The organism is Paeniglutamicibacter sulfureus (assembly GCF_030512175.1).
In the GTDB taxonomy this organism is placed as follows: Bacteria; Actinomycetota; Actinomycetes; order Actinomycetales; family Micrococcaceae; genus Paeniglutamicibacter; species Paeniglutamicibacter sulfureus.
This window is the reverse complement of sequence record NZ_JAULBL010000001.1, coordinates 1276957-1294533: the sequence shown is the minus strand read 5'-3', so window position 1 is coordinate 1294533 and position 17577 is coordinate 1276957. Positions and strand designations below refer to the sequence as shown.

Below are 17577 nucleotides of genomic sequence, written 5' to 3'. Positions count from 1 at the left end.
TTTCGTCGTTGGGACGTGGGGTCAGTCGGCGGCGGGGCTCGAGAACCAGGAAGCCGGTCCGCCGCTCCCGGATACCAGCGGGCGCAAGCCCAGGTCCTGGGCCGAGAAGTGCAGCACCGCAGGTTCCCCGTCCATGCTATCGGGCCGGGTGAAGTCCAGTCCGGGGCCGGCGATGCCGTCGGCCGGGCCAAGCTTCAGCGTACCGAGTGCCTTGGCCACCTTGGCCGGATCGCCGCTGCCGGCGGTTGATACCGCCCGCACCAGAGCCACCACGGCGTCGTGGCTGCGCGAATCGGCGGCGTTGGCGACCTCGCTGAAGGGCACGTCGCCGGTGAGGTTCTTGGCTTCCTTGTCCTGCGCGAGGACCCGCAGGCCGGCGAGGAACCCGGACATGGCCCGTCCGGAGGCATCGGGCCGCAGGGCGGCCGCGTCGCCGGCGTCGGGGCCGACGGTGGAGAGCCGTCCGGAGGCGGTGCCGCCGGCCTGGGCCAACCGGGAGGCGAAGGCGGGGCTGGTGGCCCCGGGTGTCAGCACGACCGGGACCGTGACGTTGGCCGATTGCAGGGCATGGACGACCGTTGCCTGTTGCGTCGGGTTGCCCGAGAGCAGCACCGCGTCGGCGGGGTTGGCCACCGGGGCGCGTCCAGGGGTGCCGTCGGCCTTCGCCGGTTCAACCACGCCGGTGCGGCGGGCGACATCTGCAGCGAGCTGCTCGGCATCGGCGCCCGGTTCGAAGGAGATTTTCGCCGCGACGTCCACGGATGCCGGGGCACCGCCGCCGGCGTCGATCAGCAGCGTCCGCTTCGCGCCCGCCAGGGCGGAAGTCAGTGACTTGGACACTTGGGCCTCGGTGGGTGCGGTGCGCCAGGCGGCGCCGTCGCCATCGACCTTGTCGGCGTAGTAGGGCAGCAGTACCGGGACCCCGGCGCTGGCGGCGGCCTCGAGGGCTCCGTCCACCTGCTCGCCGTCGGTGGCCACGATGATCCCCGAGACGCCCTCGGAAACCAGTTTCTCCACGGCCTTGCGTGCGCCCTCGGTCGTTCCGCGGTCATCTGCGGTGGACAGGGCGATGGCGGTGCCCGAGAGGGAGAAGCGGTGCGCGGCAACCGCCGCGCCCTGTGCCGCATCCTTCCACGCGGCGCCGGAACTGGACCCGAGCGTCACCACGACACCGAGCTTGGTCTCGGCAGGGACGTTGGCTGCGGACAATGCCACCGGGACGCTTGCCTCCACAGGGTCGCCCATGGCCGCGTCGGAAGGACGGAACAGGAAGACGGACATCGCGATGATCGCGGCCACGGCCACAATGGCCACCGCGCCGGAAATCAGGTTCCGGCGCGTGGCGAGACGGCTCACTTGGCACTTCCGAGGCGGAAGGCGTACAGCGTCTGCGTCGCGGTGCCCGCCGGCACCTCGAGGTGGAAGGTCGGCAGGGCCGAGACGGCCTCGAGCGAAGCCTTGAACTGTGCCTGGCGCAGCAGGATCCCTGCAACGTCCTCGGCGCGCACGTTGGCGTAGCCCTGGGCGTTCTTGGTGGCCAGGGCCAGCTGGTAGTCGGCCGTGTCGGCCTTCGCCGCGCTGGTGGCCATGGATCCGAGCAGTCCGGACCCGTTCACCTTGCGGTCGCCCAGGTCGAGCATGACCTTGGACAGGCCGGCGGCGAGCAGCTTCGAGGCAACCTCGACATCCCGCGTCGAGGCTCCTGTACTCTGCGCGATGCCCTCGAGCGAGGCAGCGGTCTGCTTGCTGACTGCCTCCGAAAGGCCGGCGTCCTGCTTGGCTAGTTCGGCGTGCTGCTTGTCAACGGTCGTCTTGGCGTTGGCCTCAACGTCGACGGCAGTCGCGGACAGACCCGCAACCGAGCGGTCGAAGGCCTTTACGACTGCGTCGCTGCCTTCGGCGCCTTGGGCGGAGACCACGCGGATCTGGCTGTCGATCAGCACGGTGACCTCTTCGGTCATGGCGTTCTGGGTGTCCGCGAAGGCCTTCTTGATGCCAGACTCGAGCTCGTCCTGCTGCTTGTCCAAGACCAGCAAGCCCTCGCCGAGTCGATCCCGACTTCCCTGGGCAGCCTCCAGCGTCTTGCGCAGGTTGGCGATGTCACCCTTGATGCTGCCACCGTTCTTAACCGTGAATTCCAGCTCATCGATGCTCTCGCTGATGGCCTCGAGACTGGCCTCTGCGTCCTTGATGGATTCCTTGAGCGGCTCGCCGTCGACAGGCGCATCGGTCAATGAGGTCACCTTATTCAGTGCCAGGGTCTGCTCCTTGGCACGGTCATCCCAGATCTTGGCCTGCTTGCTTACCCAGGTATCCCAGGCCTCGGCCTGGTCCTCTGCCTGTTTGGCGCGAGCGCCAGCTTGCCTCTCCAGCTCGCTGGCGTGGTCGGTCAAATCCTGGATCTGGTTGGCCAGATCGGCTTTCTGCTCGGCCAGAGCAGCTTTCTGCTCGGCCAATTGCTCGTCCAACGGATCGGCGATCAGCCTTAGCTTGCCGCCGGTCCCGTCGTCACAGGGGACGGAAGTCACGTACGCACGAAGTTTCTCGAGGGCCAATTTCTCGGGAATGCGGTCCTCTCCCTCGATCCGGGTGCAAAGGTCCCTGGCCAACGTAGCGGCCTGCTCGTCCATGTCCACAGTCTTCGTTTCCATGGCCGCATTCTGCTTAAGCATGTCCTTGTTCCGCCCGAGCATGGCGCCCAGGGGATTTTCTTCTTCGATCGGTTTGTAGATCCAAGGATTGGTCAGCTTGTGGTCGCCGCCCTTGACCAGCTTCGCGGCGGCCTCGCTGGCGGTACGAATGTCATTGAACCTGGTCTGTTCGGCCAAGACGAAGGAGTCGACGTCTCCATTCAGGTCGGCCAACGGTGTCCCGGCGTCGTCGACAGTGGTCCGGAGCGCCTTGACGGCGTCATCGAAGGCCTTCTCGTCGTTGGCTTTTCCGTTGGATTCGGCCTGGTCCAGTGCGGTGAGCTGGTTGGAAAGCTCATCGATTCCATCCGAAAGGCTTCTGTGGCGTGCCAGCGCGCCAGTGATGATCTCCGGATCCAAAGAGGCAACCAGCTTGTCGCCCTGGTCCACCAACTTCAGCAGGGCGCCGGTCACGGTGATCGACGAAGCGTGGAACGCACAGGTCAGTGATGCGACGGCGCAGTTCTCGGCGTTGGGCTCGGAAGGGCCAACGGTGCTCTGCAGTGCGGTGGCAACTTCGTCGCGGCAACCGGCGGTCGAGCGGGCATAGCCGTCCAGCTGGGCGGACATCAGCACGAGGCTGGAGTAGACCGTCGCGGTTTCGCCTGCGGGTGCAACGATGGCGGCGCAGCCGTTGCCCTTGATCGTTGCCTTTGGCACGCCGACCGAGGTGTCGCCCAGCATGGCGTCGACCGTGTTCACGGTCTGGGAAAGCTGCGCAAGGGTCGTGGTCTCGGCGCCGGTGACAGTGGAATCGAGGTCGGTCTTGAGCGATCCGAGTTGGTCCTTCAAGCCGCTGAGGGTCCCGGCCAAGGAGTCGCTGCTCTCCTTCAGGTGGGCGGCGGTGCTCACGCCCAGGGTCTGTGAGGTGCTCTCCAGGTTGCCGCGCACGTCGGTGATGGTGGAGCCCGCACGGCTCAACACGTCATTCACTTCGGCAATGAGGTCGATGGTGCGCCGCTGCAGGGCGAGCTCGGAGGTCGGGCTGGTGTCGAACGCGGAGGCCAGCACGCCGTCCACCGAGAGGTCAGTGGACATGCCAGGCTGCACGGCCAGGTCGATGCTCGGGGTGGCGAAATCGGTGACGTCTGCGACCAGCCGCAGCGTGGTGCTGGCGCTGGTTGCCGGAGGTGCCAGAAGAGTTGCCCACTGGATGACCGTCTCCCCGTCGGGCGAAGCGCTGACGATGCCGTTGGTCCCGGCCGCGCCGGAACCGGATTCGGCGACAATGGCGCCGGGCGAAACCTCGGGAAGCACCGTCGAGGCGGCAATGGTCATCGGTGCGCCAACGAGTGCAGGTTCGGTGCGGGACTGGCCCGCGACGTCGAATGTCACGTCGTTGGGCGCCACCGTGAGGTTTTCCACGGTCAGGCCGATCTCGATCCGGCCGGTGTAGCCGGCCAGCTCCTCGAGATTGGTGCCGGTCTTCTCCGCGGTGCGGTACTGCGTGCTCACGCGAACGGGAAGGTCGTTGGCGACTTCACCCGGAATATAGGCGGTATCTGCGCTCGAGGAACCGCCGGTGGCGTCGTCCACGGAGATGGCGGTTCCGTTCACCGCCGAGATAGAGCCGTTGGAGGCAAGATCCACGTTAACCGACTGCAGCACCCTCGTGGGGTTGTCGATGGCCTGTGGTGCGTTGGTACACGATGTGGTGAAAGCCAAGGCAGCAACCGTGAGTACCGCGCCCGCGCCACGACGGAGTCGGAGGGTGCGTTTGGTTGTGTCGACATGCTGCTGGCGTGTGCGCGTACTGGCCACTGGGGTCCCTTCGTTTGCAAATTCCTATTGAATAATAGGCGGTACGCCACCGAAATGAATAAACGGACAAGGTGCCCCGCGTTCATATCACCAAGGGGGTCCGGTGCGCGACGAAATCCATTCATGACGTTGATCCCTGGAGTTCATGCCTCGGTTGCTTGGGGTGGGCCATGTCATGTTGATAGAGTTATTCTCGTTCAGGTCTCCAAGTAGCGCGTTTGCGCGGGGACATCACCAGGATTCTTGGAGGATTTCATGTCGCGTGTCCTATCAACGGAGCAGGCAAAGACTGCCATTCAGCAGATTCAGGCGATCATCAACGGTGGCTTCACCGACCAGATCAGCCAGTTGGATGCCCAAGGACGGGTCCTGTCGGACCCGAACGTGTGGGACGGGCCCCTTGCTTCCCAGTTCCGCGGTTCAACCTGGCCGGAGACGAAGGCCGCGCTGGACAAGGCACGCACAGAGCTGGAGCAGCTGCGTGGCCAGCTGAACCAGATCTCGACGAACATCTTCACCGCGGGCGGCGGCAACTAGCCAGTTCTGGGCCTCGCCCCCGCTGGAGCCAGGTCGCTGAAGGAAGAAGCCCGCAAGGAAACCGAACGGCGCCGGCTGGCCAGGGAATGGAAGCAACGCCGGGACGAACGCCAAGCAAACTGGATCGACCGGACAGTGGATTGGTGGATCAGTGCTGAGGATCCGCCCGTCGGGCCTCCGGCGCTGGAAGTGAGCATCCAAGCTTCGGCCCCGGTGACCGGGGTGCGACAGACACCCGCCCTGGGCGGAGGCGCCAACGCGGGCGTTTCCGCGGCGCGGCCCAGCGACCTTCGGTCATTCGCCACCGGATCGGCGAACCTCAATAGTGAACTTTGCCGGCAAGCCCGCATCATTGCGCAGCCACCTCGCGGACTTAGTGGAGCGTGTTGACATCGCCCGGTAGCGATCCGGGACAGGTCGAGGTGATGATTGGGGACATGCTTCTTTCTCAAGCGTCCTGGGAAACCACGACTCTGGAGAAAACGTTGGCTGCGGTACGGTATTTCCACCGAAAGGGCGGTGCCGATCCCCAAATGACGTGGTTTAGATCGCCGACGATTGCTGATTGGAGGACCTTGGCTTCATGATTTTAGAGGAGCGTCGACTGACGCCGGTTGCTCGGGTGGCGGCGCCCACGCCGGGACGTTACGTCCTTGCGTTCGCTGCGGCGGCTGGGGGCCTGGCGATTTCATTCTTGTTTGGTGCGTTTCCGATTCTCGTCGTCCTTTTCTCTGCAGTTGTCCTGCTGCTCTCGTTTCTTTCCGGAGCACGGCAGGACCCCTACCAGCGCATGATGGCCTATCCACTGGTGATCGTTCTTTCCATGGTTTTGTTGATCAATTTCGGGCCGATCACTTGGACGATTGCGGCGCTGGTGGGCTGTGCCGTTCTCGGAATGACCCTCGGGCGTGGACTCCGGGCGGCGAGGCAGGGGACCGAGGTTCTGCCCGATCCTCCGACGGATCCGTTGGCCGTTCCGGGTAGGACCGTGGCCACTTGGGCGATCGGCAAGGACCGCTTCGAGGAGATCGACCCGGAGGGGGAGAAGCTCGACGAGCTGTTGGCTCAGCTCAATGGCAACTTTTCGGCCTTGTCACTTCGGCGGGGGTCGGCGCGGTTGGATGCTGTTGGTTTCGCGCCGGACTCCGTTGAGGTCTATGTGACCGACGACGTCGAGTCCGCGGAGTGGCACAGGCCGCTTCCTGCGGGGCAAACGATGTTGGGTGGGCAAGTGACTACTGTCGGTTCGCCGGATGGTCAGGCGAAAGGCGAGTCGTTGCGCCGGGCGCAGGTGGCTGCGCGCTATTTCGCGGTGTCCGGATCGCGTTCGCGCGATGTTGTCTGGTCGGCAAGCCGCCGCGCAGACTGATCGAGGAAGCCTCAGGGATCCAAGAAAGATGGGTCAGGCCATCAGCGGGTTGCATTCGAAGACACTGAGCCAGGCATGCCATCAGGGGCGTCCGATCGCTTGCCAATAGATTCGGGGGACAGGTGCTAGGGGCACGTTGGTTCATGTTGATGCGTTGATCGGCAAGTCATTCCGCCTACCCGATCATGCCCCAATGCATGACGGTCACTCCTTGGCGGCTTTCGCGTCGTTCGAAACCGTACGGACACCAACGTGAGTAGTCGAAACGGCTGTGTCTGTCTGGCGGTTGTATTTCTCGCCAACACGAGAAATTTATGGGCTCATTACTTGGAACGCGGCATGTCATCTTGTTAGAGTTATTCTCGTTCGAGTCTCCTAGTAGCGCGTTTGCGCGGGGACATCACCAGGATTCTTGGAGGATTTCATGTCGCGTGTCCTATCAACGGAGCAGGCAAAGACTGCCATTCAGCAGATTCAGGCGATCATCAACGGTGGCTTCACCGACCAGATCAGCCAGTTGGATGCCCAGGGACGGGTCCTGTCGGACCCGAACGTGTGGGACGGGCCCCTTGCTTCCCAGTTCCGCGGTTCAACGTGGCCGGAGACGAAGGCCGCGCTGGACAAGGCACGCACCGAGCTGGAGCAGCTGCGTGGCCAGTTGAACCAGATCTCGACGAACATCTTCACCGCGGGCGGCGGCAACTAGCCAGTTCTGGGCTTCGCCCCCCGTTGTCTCCGGCCGTGATGCCGCGCAGGCGGCGGGGGCGTTTTCCATCCTTTACCGAGGTTTCGACGGTGCCTCGGATCGTTTTTCGGGACCTCCGGGTCCCACTGGTCTGATGAGGGAGTTCTTGCGTGGCCGATCTGGGTGCCTTTGAACATGACGTTGTGTTTGACAACGGGACGGCAGACGCATTGATTTCGGCGTTCAACCTCGCCGCATCCAATATTGAGGGACAGTCCGGTTCCCGGTCCTCCCTGGTGGCGACGGCGGGAGCCGAGTTCCAGGGGCATTTCTCAAAGCTTTTTGCCGACAACGCCCGCGTCGCGTCCGCTGACGCGACCGAGCTCGCGGCACGTTTGCGCGAGGCTGCCACCGGCGCGAAATCGCTGAAGGAAGAAGCCCGCAAGGAAAACGAACGGCGCCGGCTGGCCCGCGAATGGAAGCAGCGTCGAGACGAGCGCCAAGAAAACGCCCTCCTGAGGGGCTGGGACATGGTCTTCGGCGAGGAGGATCCGCCCGTGGGGCCCCCGGCCCAGGAAGTGAGCATCCAGGCCTCGGCCCCCGTGACCGGGGTCCGGCAGACACCCGCCCCGGGCGGCGGTTCCAATGCCGGCGTCTCCGCGGCACGCCCCAGCGACCTGCGCTCCTTTGCCACCGGGTCGGCGAACCTCAATGGCGAGCTTTCGGGCAAGCCCGCGGCCTTGCGCAGCCACCTCGCGGACTTTGCCGCCCGCTGCAGCCATGGCTCGCTGAACGCCAATGGGGTAGTCAACGGCTTCGACAAGTGGCTCGAGGCCAACGACCAGGACGTGGCGTGGGCCCTGACCATCGCCAACGCCTTCGCTGCCGCCGGCGGCGAAGGAAACGTTTCGCGGCTGGCCGACTCGGCGCTCTTGGCTGCCCTCGCCACCCAAGGGGTCGGGGCGACCCGCCAGGACATCGCCATCGACGCGGCATTTGCCCTCGGTGCCGATCCGACGACCGGCTACTCCAACGACCCGGTCAACACCTCCACCGGCAACTTCCTGGAAACCGAGGTGGACCTCGGCTTCGCGGGCGCCGCGGCGGCACTGGTGGCCACGCGAACCTACAACTCCCTGGACGAGCGGGTCGGTGCTTTCGGGACCGGTTGGGCCTCGGTGTTCGACACCCGCCTAGAGCTGGAGGATGAGGGCGCATGGATGGTCCTGGCCGATGGACGCCACCTGTGGTTCCCCCGCCTCGGCGAGGGGTGGGACCGGGCCGACGGGGAAAGCTCCTGGCTGCATCGCGAAACCCTGAATGACGAGGAGCTCGACAAATACGCGGCGGATTCCGCCGAGGTTCTCGTGGTGCGCGACAATGCCGGAGCCCGCTGGGTGTTCACCGCGGCCGGGACCTGGCTGTCCTCGGACACCGGCCCCGGGACCGCGCTGCTGGTGCGCCGGGATGATGAGGGCCGCATCGCCGAGCTTGCCCACGAACGCGGCCGTTGGGTGCGCACCGAATTCGCGGGCGATCGGATCGCCGTGCTTATGGCCTCGGACGGGCGCCGCGTGGAGTTCGAGTACGACGAGAACGGGCACCTGATTTCCGCCGCTGGGCCGGGCGGGGTGCGCAGCTATCGCTGGAACGACGCAGGCCTCATCGAGGCTGTCACCGACGCCGCCGGCGTCGAGGAGGCGGTCAACACCTATGACGAGCACGGACGGGTGCTCACCCAGGTCTCCGCCTTCGGCCGCGTGACCCGGTTCGCCTACCTGCCGGGCCGCCTGACGGTGGTGTCCGATGCGGACGGGACGCGTTCGAACGCCTGGATCGCCGATGCCCGGGGCCGCCTGGTGGGCGTCATCGACGCCAACGACGCGCGCCAGTCGATGAGCTATGACCGATACGGCAACCTGGTCTCCGTCACCGAGCGCGACGGTGCCCTCACGGTGCATGCCTACGACCAGCGCGGGCGCAAGGTCCGCACCCGCACCCCGAGCGGTGCCGACATCACCTACGGCTACGACCACGCCGACCGTCCGGTGACCGTGGTGACCGAGTCCGGCGCCCTGGTGACCTACGAATATGCCGACGACTCCTCCCGCAACCCCTCCCTGGTCATCGACCCGGAGGGTGGCCGCACGCAGCTGCACTGGCGCGACGGCCTGCTGGAGAAGATCGTCGACCCGGTCGGGGTGGCCGTGCGCTTCGGCTACGACGGCTTCGGCGACCTGGCCACCATCACCAATTCCTTCGGGAACACCGCGACGCTGGACCGCGATGACGCAGGACGGGTCACCGAGGCGGTGTCCCCCGGCGGGGCCCGGACCACCTACCTGTATGACGCCAACGGACAGCTACGCTCCCGCCGGGACGCGGACGGCGCCCTGTGGAAGTTCGAGTACGCCCCGGGCGGAGCCCTGACTGTGGTCATCGACCCGCTCGGGTCCCGCACCGAGATGCATTACGGTTCCCACGGGCAGCTCACCCAAACCGTCGATCCGCTGGGGCGGGCCGTCACGCGCAGCTTCGACGACCTGGGCAACGTGTCCGGCCTCGAGCTTCCCGACGGCGCCCAATGGAGCTTCGTCCACGATGCGCTGGCCCGCCTGACGCAGGTCACCGACCCCGCGGGGCACGCGTGGTCCCGCGAGTACAACAAGAACGGCGAGCTCACCGCGGTGGTGGACCCCACCGGCGTGCGGCAGCAGATTTCCGCCGACGCGGCCACCGGAACCGTCACCGTCCAGGATGCGTTCGAGCGCAGCAGCGTGCGCTGCGACGAGTTCGGACGCCCCGTGGCCTCCGAGCGCGCGGACGGCAGCACCGAGCTGACCACCTACGATGCGTGCGGACGCCCCGTGGAACTGGTCGACGCCGAGGGAGGTCTCACCCTGCTGCGCCGCGACGCGGCCGGACGGGTCATCGAACACCGTTCCCCGGGCGGGGCCGTCACCCGTTTCGAATTCGACGCCGCCGGGCGGCCGGCAGCAAGCATCGACCCGACCGGTGCGCGCACCACCCTGGAATACGACGCCGAGTCCCGCGTAGTGGCCCGCGTCTTCCCTGGAGGGGAGATCGAGCGCCTGGAATACGACGCCGTCGGCCGAGTCGTTTCCCGTTATACCCCGGGCCTCGGCACCTCGCGCTTCGAATACGACCTGGCCGGACGCATGGTCCGGGCCGTGGATTCCTCCTTTGGCCGACGCAGGTTCCGCTACGATGCGGCGGGGCAACTCATCGAGGCCGTCAACGGACTGGGCGGCAAGACCCGCTTTGAGTACGACTCGCGCGGGCGCCTCACCACCGTCACCGACCCGCTGGGCGCCACCACGCGCCGGATTTACAACGAGACAGACCAGGTCGTTGCGGAAACCGATCCGCTGGGCCGGACCACGACGGCGGGCTTTGACCCGGCCGGCCGCCAGCTGTGGCAGTGCGACCCGGAGGGCCGGCGCACCGAATGGAGCTATGATGCAGCCGGGCGGCAGGTCTCCCTCGGCGTCGATGGGCATTCATTGATGCAGATCAACCGGGATGCACGTTCCAGGAGCGTGCGCATCACCGACCACACCCGGGAGGACGGCGTGCAGGTCGAGCAACTCTTGCGCTTCAACCGCCGCGGGCAGCTCATCCAGCGCTTGCGTGACGGGCGCGGCCCGTCATGGGAATACGATGCGGACGGGAACCGCACGGCAATGGTCGACCCGCACGGGACGCGCACCGAGTTCGGCCATGACGCCGCCGGACGCGTGGTGGTTGTGAAGCACCCGGTCTTCGGGCGGATTTCTTACGAGCGTGATGCCGCCGGACGCATGGTGGGCGCAGTCGCCAGCAATGCGGTCCAAAACTGGGACTATGCCGAAGGCGTCGTGGTGCGCCACACCACGACAACGGTTGAGGGTGTGACCGAGACCGTCATTCGCCGGGACGGGGACGGGCGCATTGCCGCGATCCTTGCCGATGGCATCGAAACCCGTTTCTCCTATGACGCGGCGTGCCAGCTTGAGCGTTCGGTGCGCGGGGACGGTCTAGTGTCCCAGTGGCGCTATGACCTTTCCGGCCGCCTGGTTAATGAATCCATTGACGGGTTCACCGCCGAGCTTGCCTATGATGCTGCCGGCCAGTTGCGTTCCCGCACGGACGGCGCAGGGACCAGCACATATGCCTACGACGGGTTGGGCCGTCGGATCGAATCAGTGGAGCCCGATGGCTCGGTGCGGTCATTTGAATGGTCCTTGCGCGGTTGGTTGACCGCGGTGACCGCGGAAGACTCCTCCGGGGCTCCCTCGCGCAGCGAATTGTGGGTTGACGCCCTCGGCGAGTTGGCGGACGTGGACGGCGCCGAGGTGTGGTGGGATTCGGCGGAGGTCGCTCCCCGGGTGATGTCCGCCGGTGACCAATCTGTGGTGGCACTGCCCGGCGGCGTGACGGCGATAGGCGGCACGGTGCTTTCCGCCGGGTGGCGCAGTGCGCATCCGACGAAGGCAGGCAGCCCGTGGGGGATGGCATCGGACGCGATTCCGGGCCTTCCTTCCGGGCTGGCCGTGGGTGCGTCCGGCGGCTTGCAGGTGGGCGGGCTGGATTGGCTCGGCGCCCGGGCCTATGACCCGATGACGCGCGGGTTCCTGTCGGTTGATCCGCTGGATCCGGTGGTGGGTTCCGGTTGGTCCGGAAACCCGTATTCGTATGCCGGGAACGACCCGTTGCATGCGATCGATCCGCTGGGCCTGCGTCCGGTCACCGAGGATGAACTGCAGGCGTACCGCGACGGCAACAACGGTGCGATGGCAGCCGCAGGCGATTGGTTCGCGGACAACTGGGAGTATATCGCGGGTGGTGCTGCGGTGCTTGTCGGTGGTGGGCTGGTGATCTTCGGTGGGCCGGTGGGCATGATGGTCGGCGGGGCGCTGGTTTCTGCTGGCGCCCAGACAATCATGGAGAAGGCGCAAAACGGCTCTGTCGATTGGGGCCATGTTGCAGTCGCCGGCGCCTTGGGTGCAGTCGGTGGCGGGGCAGGAGCCCTGGCCACGCGGGCCGCGACAGTGGGATTCGGAGCGACGCGTGTCGCTGCCACCTCGGCCGCGGCGTCAAACACAAGCAAATTCGTGGCTGCTGCCTCAGTAAATGCCGGCGTCAACGGTTCCTTTGGCGCAATCGCTGGCGGGACCTCGGAGCTGATGAAGAACGACTGGAAGATCGAGGACGGGTGGGGATTCGCCGGTTCCATGGCTGGCGGTTTCGTGGCCGGTTCGGTCGGTGGTCTCGCCGGCCCGGCCGGAGGGTCGATCGCGCGATCCTTCGGGCAGACGGCCACGGGTGGCCTGGCCAAGATTTCAACGATCAGTCTTTCCGCTGGTGGTGGCGCCGCAGGGTCGATCACAACGGATCTTGTCGGAGGAAAAGACGTTAACCTCCGCAACGCCGGCGTGAGTGCTCTCTCCGGAGGCATGGCGTCTGCAATTCCGGTGGACAAGATCCCGGGCGTTGGCATGAACGGGGTCAGTACCTTAAGGCAAATGCCCAATTTCCACCCCAGAACCCTCGGTGGAGCTTTTGACGTCGCGCGAACCAACACCAATGGGTTGTGGTCGGAAGCCTTTACAAGCAGCTCCGCCGGATTTGGGGTAGATCAATTCACCGAAGGTCTGAAATGATGGTCGATGTGTATATGAATCGTGTAGGTGAATTCAATCGTGGCGCGTAGTTCCTCAAAGAATGCTGATTTCGTCGGAATGGCGATGGCGGCGATCGGCGTCCTGAGTGGTTTCTTAATCCCGGTTATCTGGTGGGACGCCAATATTTCCATCGTCCTCATGGTTTTGTTGGTTGCCTTCGCCGCTGGCGCGGGTACCTTCATGTTCGCCAAAGGCAGGTTGCCAATCCTGCTTTTTTTCGTCGTCTTTTTTGGGGTTCTGCTGTGGTTCCGGAACATCCAAAGCATTCAGGGAGGAACCGGTGGCCTCGGCCTGACTTGGTTCACATGCGTGATTGCCGGAACCATTATTGGCGCCAATTTTCGACCTGACAAAAAGAAGAAGGCGAAGAAACTAGCCTCGGGTGCACTTCTGGTCACCGGGAACGATGGGAGAAAGCTGTTCGAGGAGGAGGCCCCGTCCGCTACTTCCCTCGAAGGCCGCGTACGGTCCTTGGATGGCAAGAAACGGACGCTTGTCAGCGCGATGCGTGGCGGTGCGCGGATGGACTTCTGTGGGGGTGCGGAAGGCGCGATGGTTGTCTATTTCTGTCCCGACACATCGGATGACCGGCTGTGGAGCATGATGACAACGCCAGGGTCCGAGCACGGCCAGACCGAGGTCGCGATCGGGGATTTGAAAGGTTCGTTCGAGAACTGGGAAACGACAACAGTGGAGCGTGCGATTGCCGCTGCGCGCCATTTTGCTTCCACGGGTCAAGCAGATCCGACTCTGACGTGGTATGCCTCAAAGGACGTATGCGAACGACGGCCATTGGCCTCGTGATTCTCGGCCAGCGCCAATTGACGTCGGCTGCCCGGGCGATGGCTCCCACCCGGACCGATAGGTTCTTGCTGTGGTGTCTGGGTGAACCGCGAGAATACCGGCGGCCCGGCACCCGACGGCTCATGAGTCCTTTGCATTCAATGGCGGACTGGCAGCAGGCTATTAGAGGACGTCGCAGAAAACTATCCGCTCTCGAGCACCGGATTCGTGTCCTGGATGGAGCGGGTTACTGGCCCGGTCAGCCCGACGAATTAGTTTTCAAATCGTGACTAGGCGAAACCCTGTCATTGCCATAGATTGATCTGACACGTGGCGCACGTTCCACGTTGACTGCAGGGCACGGTCCAAGGGGACGTCACGTGGCACCGGATCCTGTTTCCACCGCACCAATCTCTGGGACAGGACTGACATGGCACCTCGAATTCGTATTGCGTTGCTCGGAACCGTGATGGCCTCGGGCCTGATGCTTAGCCCCTTGGTGGCTCAAGCCTTGCCGCTAGAGGAGGGCTCAATCACCGCGACTGAGAACCCCCAGATAGCTGGCGCGAACGATGGAGATAGCGCAGCGGCAGCTGGGAACACCGAATCGGCCCGAGATTCCGTGCAGCAGTCGGGTGATGCTCTCAGTGCGGGGCAGGATGTGCCGGCTGGCGCCCCACAGATCCCGGAAGACGATCCGGGCACGGCAGAAGTGATTGCCACGACCGTCTCCCCGGAGGCTGCGGATTCATCGGTCGTCGAAACGCAGGTTCCCGTTCAGGTTGGTAGTGACGATCTGAGCCTGCCGACCGTGGAAGAAGAAAACGCCGTCACGGAGGAACCCGGCCTATTAGACGCCGTGCCATCCGGCCCTTCGGTGGAAGTCAGCGGTCAGGTCGTTAAAGTTGCGAGCCCAACTGGAACGACCGAATCGGAGGGCGCTGAGGGAGGCAGTACCATCGAAATCGTTGAAGAGTCGGCCTCTCCGCCGATGGCCGAGGACCCTGCAGAGGGACCAGAAATGCCGGCCTGGATGCCGACCCTGACGATGCCCGAAGGTTCCGAGGCGTGGGACGAGAGCCAGTGGAATGAATTCCTGGATTCAGACGAAGGCCAGGAATTCATCGATGAATACAACAACGCGATGATGGATTCACCTGAACTCCAGACGATCATCGACATTGTGACTGACTTTGCAACGACCGGCGACGAGTACTATCTGGACGAATTGTGGGAGTACCTCAACGGACTCTTCCCGGACAACCCTGAATGGGCGCAGGAAGCATACGACGGAATCCTGGCGGGTTTGGGCGAATGGGAAGTCACCGAACAAGAATCGCCGGAGCCGACCACGCCGACGCAAGAGCCAGAAGAGCGAGATATTGAAATCAAGCCCGCTGCGACCGTCACCAAGCCCGTGGTCCAGAAAAAGCAAGTTGCCCAGGCAGTCGCCAAACCCCTCGTCGATTCCCAACGGCATGAACTGGCAAATACCGGCAGCAACGGCACCGTCGTCATGGGTGGGCTCGGGGTGGCACTACTGCTGGGCGGCGCCTTGATGCTCGGGACGCGCAAGAGGCAAAAGGGCCTATAGGCGTTTCATTTTGGGCTGCGGCGTGACACGATTCGGCTATGACACAGTTTCAGGCTTTGGATTCCCAGGAGCTGATTCACCTCTCGGTGCCGCGAGTGTGGGAACTGCTTACCGATTGGGTGGCCGCGCCCAAATGGATGCCCGGGGTTGATTCGATGGAGGCCGAGCAGCTCACGAGCCTCGGGACAGTCCTCGACTACCGTTCCGGATCCCATGAACGTCAGTTGCTGATTTCGGAATTGGTCGATGAGAAGGCCATCACCCTCACTTCCGGCGGCGGGGACATCAGCGTGCACTATAGATATGCGCTCGCCAAGGATTCCGGGCAGACCCAGGTGCGACTAGTCATCACCGTGGAAGCAGCCAAGAAACTTCGGAACGAAGTCGGGGGTCTCCTGGCGGCGATTGCCGGTTCCGAAGCGGATACCTTGAAATCATTGCGGGCTTATGCGGAATCCGCGCCTTAGCTCCGGGTCCGCCGGAGTATCGACTTGCTTAGCCAGCCGGTGATAGATGCTCGAAGACGATGTTCGTTTGCGTCGAGGAGAAAGTGGGATTGGAGCCTAGGTGCTCGGCCACGAAATCCCGCAGTGTTTCGATGGAATCGCTGACGACATGAACAAGGATGTCAGGTGTTCCGCCGAGCACAAACACGTCCTGCACCCCTGGAAGCGCCCGCAAGGCTTGGGCTGAATCAAGCATGGCGTTGCGCGATTCCGGGTGCACCATCACTGAAATCATCGCCGTGATTCGAAGGCCGAGCATCATGGGGTCGATATCGGCGTGGAATCCGCGTATCACCCCCGAATCCTGCAACGCTCGAACGCGCCCCAGGCATGTCGAGGGGGCAATCCCGGCACGCGATGCCAACAAGTTGTTGGGCGTACGTGCATCCCTGCCCAGTTCCCGCAAGATAACCAAGTCGATGTCATCGAGCCGAACCGTGTTCTGCTGACTGTAGTGATTCTTGATGGATTTCGAATTTAGCACGAGGATCCCCTGTAGGTTTGAGCATTTATTCAGAACGCTATCAAGCTGCCGACTGATAATTCTATGATGGGGTGCGTCGATATCATGTATTTTTTATTTGCGTCGAAGATCCACGATGCGCCAAGAAAGGCCCATAGCCAATGAGCACGCCCACCCACCCCACCGATCGCGCGAGCTTGCAGGAAACAGACAAGATCGATGGCCTCGCCAGCTTTCGTGAGCGATTCTCACTTCCCGAAGGGCTGATCTACCTCGATGGAAACTCGTTGGGTCCCCTTCCGCGCGGTGCAGCCGAACGGGCAACTGAAGTCATCAACAACGAGTGGGGCCAGGGCCTGATCCGTTCCTGGAACACCTCTGGGTGGTTCGAGCTGCCCAGCCGGCTTGGGGACAAACTCTCCAAACTCATCGGCGGAAACGACGGCGAAACCGTCGTCACGGACACGACCAGCCTGAACTTGTTCAAGGCACTCGCTTCGGCGGTGCGCATCCAGCAGCAGGACGCGCCGGCCCGCCGGGTCATCCTGACCGAACGGGACAACTTCCCCACCGACATCTACATTGCCGAGGGCATCAGCGATTTCCTGAACTCAGTCAACGCCGAAACCAACGAGCACTACGAGGTGCGCCTCATTGACGAGAACCTGACGCTGGAACAGGCGCTCGATGATTCCGTCGCGGTTCTCGCCCTGTCGCATGTCAATTACCGCACCGGCGCCATGTGGGACATGGACGCCGTCACCGCGGCCGCCCATGAATCCGGTGCGCTGGTGATCTGGGACCTTGCCCACGCGGCAGGCGCCGTCCCGGTGGACCTCAACGGGGCCAACGCCGACTATGCGGTTGGTTGCACCTACAAATACCTCAACGGCGGGCCGGGCTCCCCGGCCTTCATTTGGGTCAATGCGCGCCACCAGGGCCGCTTCTGGCAGCCCTTGACCGGTTGGTGGTCCCACGAGGCGCCGTTTGCGATGTCCGACAGCTACACGGCCGCCAGCGACGTTCGCCGCTTCCTGTGCGGAACCCAGCCGATCACGTCCATGGCCATGGTCGAATGCGGGCTGGATGTGTCCTTGGAAGCCGACATGGGCCTGGTGCGGGCCAAGTCGCTCGCACTGGCAGACGTGTTCATCTCCCTGGTGCGCGAGCGCTGCGGTGAATTCGGCCTCGAGCTGGTGACGCCCGAGAACCACGCCGAACGCGGCAGCCACGTCAGCTTCCGCCACCCCGAGGGATACTCCATCATCCAGGCGTTGATCGACCGGGGCGTCATTGGCGATTACCGAGAGCCCGAGGTGCTGCGGTTCGGTCTCACACCGCTCTACCTTTCCTACACGGACATCTGGGATGCGGTCGAAATCCTGCGCGACATCCTGGAAACCCGAGCCTGGGACGTCCCCGCCTACCGAACGCGCCAAGCCGTCACCTAAGAGGGCAACAGCCCAACCAAACCTGCCCAGTGGGCCGTCTGGCGAAAACGCGGA

Annotated in this window: 11 protein-coding genes; 8 read left to right on the top strand and 3 right to left on the bottom strand. The window is 64.1% G+C overall.

The features are described 5' to 3' along the window. Positions 1-21 precede the first annotated feature (21 nt). On the bottom strand, positions 22-1356 hold the full coding sequence (locus Q2T94_RS05625) for a type 1 periplasmic-binding domain-containing protein (protein ID WP_302263206.1): 1335 nt from the start codon (positions 1354-1356) through the stop codon (positions 22-24). Next, complete coding sequence (locus tag Q2T94_RS05620) at positions 1353-4355, bottom strand: coiled-coil domain-containing protein (RefSeq protein WP_302263205.1); 3003 nt, start codon at positions 4353-4355, stop codon at positions 1353-1355. The genes Q2T94_RS05625 and Q2T94_RS05620 overlap by 4 nt, the downstream gene beginning before the upstream one ends. Before the next feature lie 351 nt (positions 4356-4706). Between Q2T94_RS05620 and Q2T94_RS05615 the strand changes: the two genes are divergently transcribed. The 7 genes from Q2T94_RS05615 (at position 4707) to Q2T94_RS05585 (ending at position 15570) form a co-directional block, all read left to right on the top strand. Further along, positions 4707-4988 carry a pyrophosphorylase gene (locus tag Q2T94_RS05615; RefSeq protein ID WP_071214649.1) on the top strand — a complete coding sequence of 94 codons (282 nt, stop codon included), beginning with the start codon at positions 4707-4709 and terminating at the stop codon, positions 4986-4988. A 583-nt stretch (positions 4989-5571) separates the two neighbouring features. Next, positions 5572-6357, top strand: a complete 786-nt coding sequence (locus Q2T94_RS05610) for a hypothetical protein (RefSeq protein WP_302263204.1) — start codon at positions 5572-5574, stop codon at positions 6355-6357. Positions 6358-6781: 424 nt separating this feature from the next. Then, positions 6782-7063: a pyrophosphorylase gene (locus Q2T94_RS05605; protein ID WP_071214649.1), complete on the top strand. Its 282-nt coding sequence runs from the start codon at positions 6782-6784 to the stop codon at positions 7061-7063. Between the two features lie 149 nt (positions 7064-7212). Further along, a complete protein-coding gene (locus tag Q2T94_RS05600; RefSeq protein ID WP_302263203.1) occupies positions 7213-12705 on the top strand; it encodes a DUF6531 domain-containing protein in 5493 nt (1830 codons plus the stop codon). Positions 12706-12732: 27 nt separating this feature from the next. Continuing rightward, positions 12733-13530 carry a hypothetical protein gene (locus Q2T94_RS05595; protein ID WP_264270581.1) on the top strand — a complete coding sequence of 266 codons (798 nt, stop codon included), beginning with the start codon at positions 12733-12735 and terminating at the stop codon, positions 13528-13530. 409 nt (positions 13531-13939) lie between these two features. Continuing rightward, the gene (locus Q2T94_RS05590) at positions 13940-15103 is read left to right on the top strand and encodes an LPXTG cell wall anchor domain-containing protein (protein WP_302263202.1); all 1164 of its coding nucleotides are present in this window, start codon (positions 13940-13942) and stop codon (positions 15101-15103) included. A gap of 38 nt (positions 15104-15141) precedes the next feature. Then, positions 15142-15570 carry an SRPBCC family protein gene (locus tag Q2T94_RS05585; RefSeq protein WP_302263201.1) on the top strand — a complete coding sequence of 143 codons (429 nt, stop codon included), beginning with the start codon at positions 15142-15144 and terminating at the stop codon, positions 15568-15570. 28 nt (positions 15571-15598) lie between these two features. Here the strand turns inward: Q2T94_RS05585 and Q2T94_RS05580 are convergent, their stop codons facing one another. Then, a complete protein-coding gene (locus tag Q2T94_RS05580; protein ID WP_302263200.1) occupies positions 15599-16093 on the bottom strand; it encodes an Lrp/AsnC family transcriptional regulator in 495 nt (164 codons plus the stop codon). A gap of 140 nt (positions 16094-16233) precedes the next feature. Here Q2T94_RS05580 and kynU point away from each other — a divergent pair, with 140 nt between their 5' ends. Next, positions 16234-17523 (top strand): kynureninase, encoded by a 1290-nt coding sequence (kynU, locus tag Q2T94_RS05575; protein WP_302263199.1) that lies wholly within the window; start codon positions 16234-16236, stop codon positions 17521-17523. Positions 17524-17577 lie beyond the last annotated feature (54 nt).